General features: G+C 47.1%; 9 protein-coding genes. 1 reads left to right on the top strand and 8 read right to left on the bottom strand.

Translation table 11 applies throughout. The annotated features are described in order from the left end of the window. The first annotated feature begins 46 nt into the window (after positions 1 to 46). Positions 47 to 352 carry a hypothetical protein gene (locus OS145_RS08025; protein WP_006955856.1) on the top strand — a complete coding sequence of 102 codons (306 nt, stop codon included), beginning with the start codon at positions 47 to 49 and terminating at the stop codon, positions 350 to 352. A 46-nt stretch (positions 353 to 398) separates the two neighbouring features. Here the strand turns inward: OS145_RS08025 and OS145_RS08020 are convergent, their stop codons facing one another. The 8 genes from OS145_RS08020 to OS145_RS07985 form a co-directional block, all read right to left on the bottom strand. Next, positions 399 to 1,124 carry a thioredoxin domain-containing protein gene (locus OS145_RS08020; protein WP_006955855.1) on the bottom strand — a complete coding sequence of 242 codons (726 nt, stop codon included), beginning with the start codon at positions 1,122 to 1,124 and terminating at the stop codon, positions 399 to 401. 28 nt (positions 1,125 to 1,152) lie between these two features. Next, entirely contained in the window at positions 1,153 to 1,653 is a 501-nt protein-coding gene (locus OS145_RS08015) for a protein disulfide oxidoreductase (RefSeq protein WP_006955854.1), read from the bottom strand. Further along, entirely contained in the window at positions 1,646 to 3,622 is a 1,977-nt protein-coding gene (locus tag OS145_RS08010; protein ID WP_006955853.1) for a cytochrome c biogenesis protein CcdA, read from the bottom strand. The genes OS145_RS08015 and OS145_RS08010 overlap by 8 nt, the downstream gene beginning before the upstream one ends. Before the next feature lie 51 nt (positions 3,623 to 3,673). Further along, positions 3,674 to 4,045, bottom strand: coding sequence for a hypothetical protein (locus OS145_RS08005; RefSeq protein WP_006955852.1), 372 nt, complete (start codon positions 4,043 to 4,045; stop codon positions 3,674 to 3,676). A 98-nt stretch (positions 4,046 to 4,143) separates the two neighbouring features. Next, complete coding sequence (gene dkgB / locus OS145_RS08000) at positions 4,144 to 4,935, bottom strand: 2,5-didehydrogluconate reductase DkgB (protein WP_006955851.1); 792 nt, start codon at positions 4,933 to 4,935, stop codon at positions 4,144 to 4,146. A gap of 23 nt (positions 4,936 to 4,958) precedes the next feature. Beyond that, positions 4,959 to 5,486, bottom strand: coding sequence for an acyloxyacyl hydrolase (locus OS145_RS07995; protein ID WP_006955850.1), 528 nt, complete (start codon positions 5,484 to 5,486; stop codon positions 4,959 to 4,961). Positions 5,487 to 5,550: 64 nt separating this feature from the next. Beyond that, on the bottom strand, positions 5,551 to 6,180 hold the full coding sequence (gene alkB / locus OS145_RS07990; protein WP_006955849.1) for a DNA oxidative demethylase AlkB: 630 nt from the start codon (positions 6,178 to 6,180) through the stop codon (positions 5,551 to 5,553). Then, positions 6,180 to 7,412, bottom strand: a complete 1,233-nt coding sequence (locus OS145_RS07985; protein ID WP_006955848.1) for a permease — start codon at positions 7,410 to 7,412, stop codon at positions 6,180 to 6,182. The genes alkB and OS145_RS07985 overlap by 1 nt, the downstream gene beginning before the upstream one ends. Between the last annotated feature and the right edge of the window lie 2 nt (positions 7,413 to 7,414).

Below are 7,414 nucleotides of genomic sequence, written 5' to 3'. Positions count from 1 at the left end.
CTTAGTTCGTTTTACAATGAATCATTAATAACACGGGAGCTTGCACATGAGTCGAGTGTTTATGCAGAAGAACGCGATGCCTTTGATTGCTATTATTGGTACCGTTGCCGTCATCGTTTATGGTCAGCTAATTCTCAGTTGGGGAATGTCATCCAGCGAGATGAGAGAAGTCTATTTAGGGTTGGCACTGACTGAGTTACTTATATACATAGGCTGGTCGATAGTAACTGCGTACGCGGCGGTGTTTTACAGTCTAAAAAGTAATATAGAAGCTCGCTGGAAAAAAGTCGGTCTATTATGTTTATGTGCAATTGCGCCATGGCTTGTCGGATATTTGATGAATCTAGCTTGAAGGCTAAGGCCAAAAAAAGGGGCATGGGAGCCCCTTAGAAAGCAATCTATAGACCGAATTCTTGCTTGGCAATTTGTTCGATCTGACCATACTGAATAAAACCAGGTATCCACTGTTCACCAATCATGATGGTAGGAGTACCACGAAACCCTAGCGCTTGAAACGTCTGTAAGTTCTTCTTAATCGTTTCTTTGCTGGCTTGCGGGTGTTCCAACCACGCTTGTGTTTCCGTGCGTTCGGCGATTGCTCGAAGTGAATCAGCGTTATGCATTCCTGATTTGCTCATTAGCAGTGTATGCACATCATAGTAACTATCGGAAGCATTCGACCAAACACTCAGCCCAAACTCAGTTGCATTGGTGTTGATACCATCAACAGAGCGCTGACGTAGCGGCACAATGATATTAATGACATTGACCGATGGGTATTCTTTAATTAAACGCTCTAAACTGGGCTCCAGCTTTTTGCAGTAGGGACAGTTATAATCCGTAAAAATGACGATCGAATGCGCGGCATCAATATTGCCTAGAGTAGGGTGTGTAGAGGTATCAAAAAGCCAGTCCTTATATTCTTGGTAGGTCGCTTTTTGCGCTTTTTGTTCCTCTAGAAAATTTTCTAATCCCTGACGCATATTTCCAATAAGTTGCGGGTTATCTCGGAGCATGGTTTCGATTTGTGCCAGATCCGTTTCTTGTTTATCGGTGAGTGATTGCGCGCTGATCGCATTGCTCATTAAAGCGGCACCAATAAAGAGTGTCATTCGTTTAAACATCATTAATTCCTTATCTTAAAAGTTAATTCTAAAATTTGCTCAACCACAAGCGTGCTAGGATCCCCGGTGGCGATGTGAAGCCACTGGTGGCGCTAGTCACTTTATGGTTATTAATAATTAAAATGGTGGGTGTTGCGGTGATATTGAACTGGCGGGCGATCGCGCCCTGAGTGTCATTAACCGTTATAAACCCCAGTTCTTGTTGCTCCAAATAAGCAGAAATCTTAGTGTTATGCCCTGATCTTAATGCCACTGAAATGACGTTGTAGTCGTCACTTAACCAGTCTACAGTCGGCGAGACCGTTGGACACACGGGACACCAGGTCGCCCAGAAATAAAGTAGCACGGGCTCTTCTTCACTCATCTTAGCTATTGATAGCGGTTCGCCAGCCAGGCTTGTGAGTGTTAATTCGTCGGGCAACGTAGTGGGTACGTTATTGTTACGATACAAGTCGACGCCGAAGGCGATCGCGGCGGCGACAACAAGGTAACCCAGTAATTTAATAAATCTCAGACCCCATTTATTCATTTCTCGCTTCCTTGATGGCTTGCATTACGGCATCGCTGGTAAGGATGATGGGTAACTCAATCCCTTCGGGAGCGCCCGGTCCGTATACTCGGTTGTATGGCACGCCGTATTGTCCATAGGCGCGAAGATAGTCAGTGATATAATCATTTCGCACGGTCCAATCACCGCGCATACGAATCAGGTCAGGTGCTGCGAGCGCGCTGTACACCGGCTCTTGTTCAAGTACACCGAGCTTATTGGCTTTACAGGTAATACACCAGTCTGCTGTGACATCTACAAATACGACTTTTCCTTGTGTAACCGCCTGATGAATCGTCTTAAACGAGAGCATTTGCCAAGGGCGTTCGCTGGTTTGCTCTGCTGAAGTTGATTCGCTGGATGCCTTTAACCAATGCGGTGTTAACAATGTGAATAGCCAGACGCTTGTGGCGAGCAACAAGGCACCAAATATCGGCTTCACCCATTTCAGCCACGGCCCGGGTTTGGGTAACAACTTACGGGTTTGTGGAAATGCCGCGATGGACAACCAAGGCAGCGCCATACCAACACCGAGCCCGAAGAATATCAGCAGTAACAAATACATTGGCGCGCCTAGTGCGAACGCCACCGCAGTCCCTAAAAAGGGGGCAGTACACGGCGTTGCTAATACAGTGGCAAATACGCCTTGACTGAAATGACCTAGTAACGAACTACGCTGTGACTTTAGCGCCCATTGATTGAGCCACTGCGGGAGGCGGATCTGATAAAGCCCGAACAAATTTATTGCAAAAGCCAATGTAATGAACGCCAGTACTGCGATAAACCAAGGGTTTTGAAACTGCATTCCCCAACTGATCCGCGCGCCACTCAGTTTTAACAGGCCGAGTAGAGCGCCAATAACGATAAAGGTGCTGATAACACCCATAGCTGTGGCGAGAAACTGATACCGAACCTGCCGCGCTGATGCGTCGCTGTTAGCGATCAGAGATTGCACCTTGATTCCAAGGACTGGTAAGACGCAGGGCATTATATTGAGAATTAAACCACCCAGCAGAGCGGCGAATAGCGCCCCCCAAATAGTCATAGTATCGAGGGGGTCATTCGTTGTCGTGCTATTACTCCGGTCGAGTTGTGTTGTGTAAACCGCACTGAATGGATCGTCATTTACGGTGATGCTGACTTGTCGATTGACGAGTTCTGGTAGCTCGAGCCAATGAGATGCTTTAAAGCTGGCGATTAAACGCTTCCCATCAACGCTCACCGTCTGTTGGACGAGTTTAAAAACCACTTCATCAAGTTGTTTATCTTCACTGTGCACAAACACCTGTGGCGAATCCCAGCGCGATTTGCGCGATAACACAAAACTCAGTTGTTGATCATCAGCGTTGTAGTCAGCGCGCGTCACTTGCGCGTTACCGAGTGGCCGCGGTACTAGACTCATTGCTCGCGCAAAAGCAAAACTCTGTTCGCTGTCTGGCGAGAGTTGATTAACATCAATATTCAATTGCAGCGGAAAATCTGTTAGCACACAGATATTCGTGCAGCTCGATAACGTGAATACAGCATCCAACTGAGCCCTTTCAGTCGCTTCAGATACGACGATCTCGAGGGGAAAAGTGACTTGGTGTTTATAGCCGGCTGTACGAATGGATTGTACGTAATACTCGCTCGGTGTTGGCCAATGCCAATCGATGCGTTCAATACCTTGAGACGAAGCCAAGTCGATACGCGGTGGAATACCGCCTTCACCCGGTGCCTGCCAGTACGTTTTCCATTCATCTTTAAGTTGCACCGTTAAAAGTGCCGGCAATGTCCGTGTTTCGGGGTTAAATTCGCCTGTCACTGAAAGTTTGACCTTAACCGCGTCGTGATCAGAACTCGTCAACCAACCCGTGGAAGGTGAGCCCTGTGCCCAGCTGAACGATGACATCAAAAGGCTTAGACATACGCTAAACCAGCGTAGGTAGCCTACAAATTTTGCTGTTTTCATTGATACTCCTAAAATAGCTAAAAAATACGTTTTCGAGGCAAACGTAAGAAGCTATTCCAGAAATAAGCAGAAGAGGGTGTGGCACCTTCGCTTAGGTTTTGCGAATCGCTGTGCATAGCTAGGTGCTGGCGTATTGCTTTTGGAAAAGAGTACAAAGCCAATAAACGCAACAAATAATGCCAGTGCGCTGATATCTAATTGACTGACTTTGAGCAAGTGTGAGGCGTGCTCACACTGTTTATGGCTCGCTTGAGGTGTCTTATTACTCGAATCAAGCGATGCTGTGACGGTACTATGTTGGTCACTCAGCTGGCAGGTTTTAATGAGACTGAAACGGTTACCCCAACACAACACAAACACCAAGGTGAGTGCGACACATACCGCAATAAAAGAGGGCTTTTGTTGTTTAGAAAGAGGGGTCATGGCACCGCTGATTATTCAATTTTATTACCTGCATTGTGCCAGAACTTAAGCGATGTTCAATAGGCAGCGCACTGTGTACGCTACCTACTACGAACTCGTTAGTCCCAATCAGGCGAGAAATCGGGATCGATGAGACGATCGTCTTTGTCAATATCCGCGATTGCCTTCATGTCATCTTGGTCGAGTTTTAAGCTTTGCGCATCAAAATTCGATTTCAAGTGGTCCACCTTGGTGGTTGACGGAATCGCGATATAGTCATTCGCCAATTGCCATGCAATAGCGACTTGTGCCGGCGAGACATTGTGTTTCTCAGCAATATTTTGCATCACTGAGTTATCCATTACCGCGCCTTTTGCCAACGGTAAATAAGCCGTAACTTTAACGCCCATTTGTTTACAGGCATCTGTTATCGCATGGTTTTGAAAGAATGGGTGGACCTCGATCTGGTTGGTGAGGATTTCATCTTTCCCCACATGCGCCGCCGCACGATTTAACAAATCGATGGTGAAATTGGACACACCTAGGTGCTTAATTAACCCATCTTGCTGGGCTTTCTGCAGCGCGTCTAAGGTCTCCTCAACAGGCACTTCGTCATTCGGCGAGGGCCAATGAATCAGCGCGAGATCGATGGTGTCGCGTTGCAGTTTATCGCGGCTCACTTGCAGCGAATCAAGCACGTCTTGATAAGCGAGCTTTTCGTACCATACTTTGGTCGTGACAAACACGTCCTTATTGGTGTGTTGAGCGAGTGCTTTACCCACATCGGCTTCATTACCATAAAATTGCGCGGTATCGATGTGCTCGTAACCCATATCAATGGCAGCACTAACGAGGTCGGTGAGTTCCTGTCCTTCCAATCTAAAGGTGCCCATACCAAACTGGGGAATCATAATTGCCTCCTTTGCTAACGTATTCATATAGGTAATACCCAATAAATCGAATAAAAGTCCAATCCGTCGTTGGGTCTTTCGATATCTGCATTGGAATAATGGGAGTACTGTACTGTAATTCTTGCTTTACTGTGAGCGCTATACTGCCAAGAGAAGCCAACACGATCTTCAAATTGAAACTGTGTTGATAAACGGCGGTCACCAATACGGGTTTTATCAAAATAACTACCGCCGATGCCAGCCTCTAAATACAGTGGCGTGGCGCTTTCGGTCAATTGCCATTGAAACACAGGTGACACGGTCAGTGCGGTGATATTGTCGGACGTGTCGTTTGAGTCCTGCCAATGATTGAGACCCATCTCGAGACTTACTTGCGGGCTGCCTGCCCAATCCAAAAAGCTGAATTGCGTACTCTCAGTGCGGTAGCCGATTCGTGCACCACGCAATTGGTCGGTGGAATACGAAGCTGATACGTGCCATTCATCGGCTTTTACAGGTAATAAAAAGGTTGCGGCTGCCAATGCGACAGCCGCGGTTTTGATACTGCTCATACTACTTCCTCTCACATACAGGTAATGATACATACGTGACTGTATGTAAAAGGATCAGAAAAAATTAAGCTTTTCTTAATGTTAGATTGACACGTGTTTGTTGGGTGAGCGGGTGGGTGCCTTCGACCAGTTTATCAATACCGTGATAATTAAGTCGGCTAGGACCGCCCCAAACTAATACATCACCGTGATTAAGCGGCAGACGTTGTTTCGTGCCGGTGCGTGTTTGGCCTGCCCAAATAAAGCGCGCGGGCAAGCCAAATGAATAAGAGACGACCGGCTCGTTTAGGTCGGACTCATCGCGATCTTGGTGTAGTCCCATTTTAGCACCCGGTTTGTAGACGTTTATTAAGCAGGCATTAGGTAAAAACTCTGGATAACCTGCTTGTTCAGCGACTTGTGTTGCGTCATTAAGCAAAATCGACGGAATGTCAGGCCAAGGTTTATCTGACTTGGGGTCGGTTGCTTGATAGCGGTAGCCTTTGCTATCCGAAACCCACCCAAAATCACCGCAGTTACTGCTCAGCACTGACATAGGCTTATTACCGGGCGTCATGAAATGACGAAGCGGCGCTTGACGCACACACTCACGTATCGCCGCCAGTATATCCGCAGCTTGCTCTGAGGCATGATTCGGCAAGAGCCATGCCCCAGGCGCAAACTCAATGGGTCCAGACGCGTCTAACAGAGACATTAAAGCGTCCCATACAGTATCAGACCTGCAATCAACCAAACGCCGGCAATAATACAAAGACCGTTCATCAGATAGTCGCGCCATGAGTTACTGCTACCATGGTCGTGATCATGGTGATGATGATGTTCGTGATGGTTATGTTGCTTTTTCTGCCGCTGAGTCAAATAGATTAAACCCGCGCTCACAGCTAAAAAGATCAGGTTAAGAATGAACCCGTAGTCGACCGAGAAGAACGCGCGTTCGGTGATTTTTTGTTGTTGGGAATGGTCGGGCAAGGCGTCAAAAGCAAACAAGCCATAATGCAGCGTTAAGGCGGTTAATACCAAACAGACGAATAACATCAGGGCAATGTATAACGCCATTTTCCAACCGTAGTACTTAGCGTTGATACGCAACACTGGCAATACGATTAAGTCGGAGAATATAAATGCCATGACGCCCGCAAAGGCGACCCCCTCACCGTATAGCACTGCGGCGAGCGGAATGTTACCCATTGAACCAATAAAGGTGAAGAACGCGGCTAAAGGACCCACAATGGTCTGTTGTAGCACTTCCAAAAACGAAGCATCAGCGACATTGGCACCAGAACCTTGGAATAACCAGTTGAAAAACTCACTGGGTACAAAGGCGGAAATGATACCCGCAGCAGTGAAGCCAAGAAGCACGTCTTGCCACACCATCTGCCATTCCATTTGGTATTTTTTTGCGACTTGTTGCCATGTTTCGCGTGTCAGTAAGGCGCTCCATGGCTTCGTTGAGTTGTCCTCATCTTCTGCGTTTTCGTTTTTGCGAGCCGATTTAATCAAACCCGTAGGTGATGTCAGTTTAATATACAGCCAAGCAAAAGCGATAAGTAACACGCCACCAATATATTCACCTGCGACAAACTGCCAACTCAAGAAGATCGCAATCACAAATCCGAGTTCGATAACGAGGTTCGTGGATGCAAGTAAAAATGCCATGGAGGCGGGGAAGGAGGCGCCTTTATTAAACAAAGCGCGTGTTGTTGAAAGTGCTGCGAAACTGCACGAGCTCGAAATGAACCCAAAAAAAGTGCCGAGTGTCATCGATTTAGCCGAGTCGTCACCCATCAGGCTTTTCATATGTCCACGACTGACCATGACCTGAATAAGACTACTTATGAGGTATCCGAGCGCGAACGCCCACAACGCCATCCAAAAGAAGCCAACACTGGTGTGTGCTGCATTTGCCCACTCTTGTAAAAAATTCATGG

This window comes from Idiomarina baltica OS145 (assembly GCF_000152885.1).
Classification (GTDB): Bacteria; Pseudomonadota; Gammaproteobacteria; order Enterobacterales; family Alteromonadaceae; genus Idiomarina; species Idiomarina baltica.
This window is presented reverse-complemented; position numbering and strand designations above follow the sequence as displayed.

Coding starts and splice junctions, on each gene's coding strand:
- OS145_RS08025 (WP_006955856.1), top strand. CDS start 47: ATGAGTCGAGTGTTTATGCAGAAGAACGCGATGCCTTTGATTGCTATT.
- OS145_RS08020 (WP_006955855.1), bottom strand. CDS start 1,124: ATGTTTAAACGAATGACACTCTTTATTGGTGCCGCTTTAATGAGCAAT.
- OS145_RS08015 (WP_006955854.1), bottom strand. CDS start 1,653: ATGAATAAATGGGGTCTGAGATTTATTAAATTACTGGGTTACCTTGTT.
- OS145_RS08010 (WP_006955853.1), bottom strand. CDS start 3,622: ATGAAAACAGCAAAATTTGTAGGCTACCTACGCTGGTTTAGCGTATGT.
- OS145_RS08005 (WP_006955852.1), bottom strand. CDS start 4,045: ATGACCCCTCTTTCTAAACAACAAAAGCCCTCTTTTATTGCGGTATGT.
- dkgB (WP_006955851.1), bottom strand. CDS start 4,935: ATGATTCCCCAGTTTGGTATGGGCACCTTTAGATTGGAAGGACAGGAA.
- OS145_RS07995 (WP_006955850.1), bottom strand. CDS start 5,486: ATGAGCAGTATCAAAACCGCGGCTGTCGCATTGGCAGCCGCAACCTTT.
- alkB (WP_006955849.1), bottom strand. CDS start 6,180: ATGTCTCTGTTAGACGCGTCTGGACCCATTGAGTTTGCGCCTGGGGCA.
- OS145_RS07985 (WP_006955848.1), bottom strand. CDS start 7,412: ATGAATTTTTTACAAGAGTGGGCAAATGCAGCACACACCAGTGTTGGC.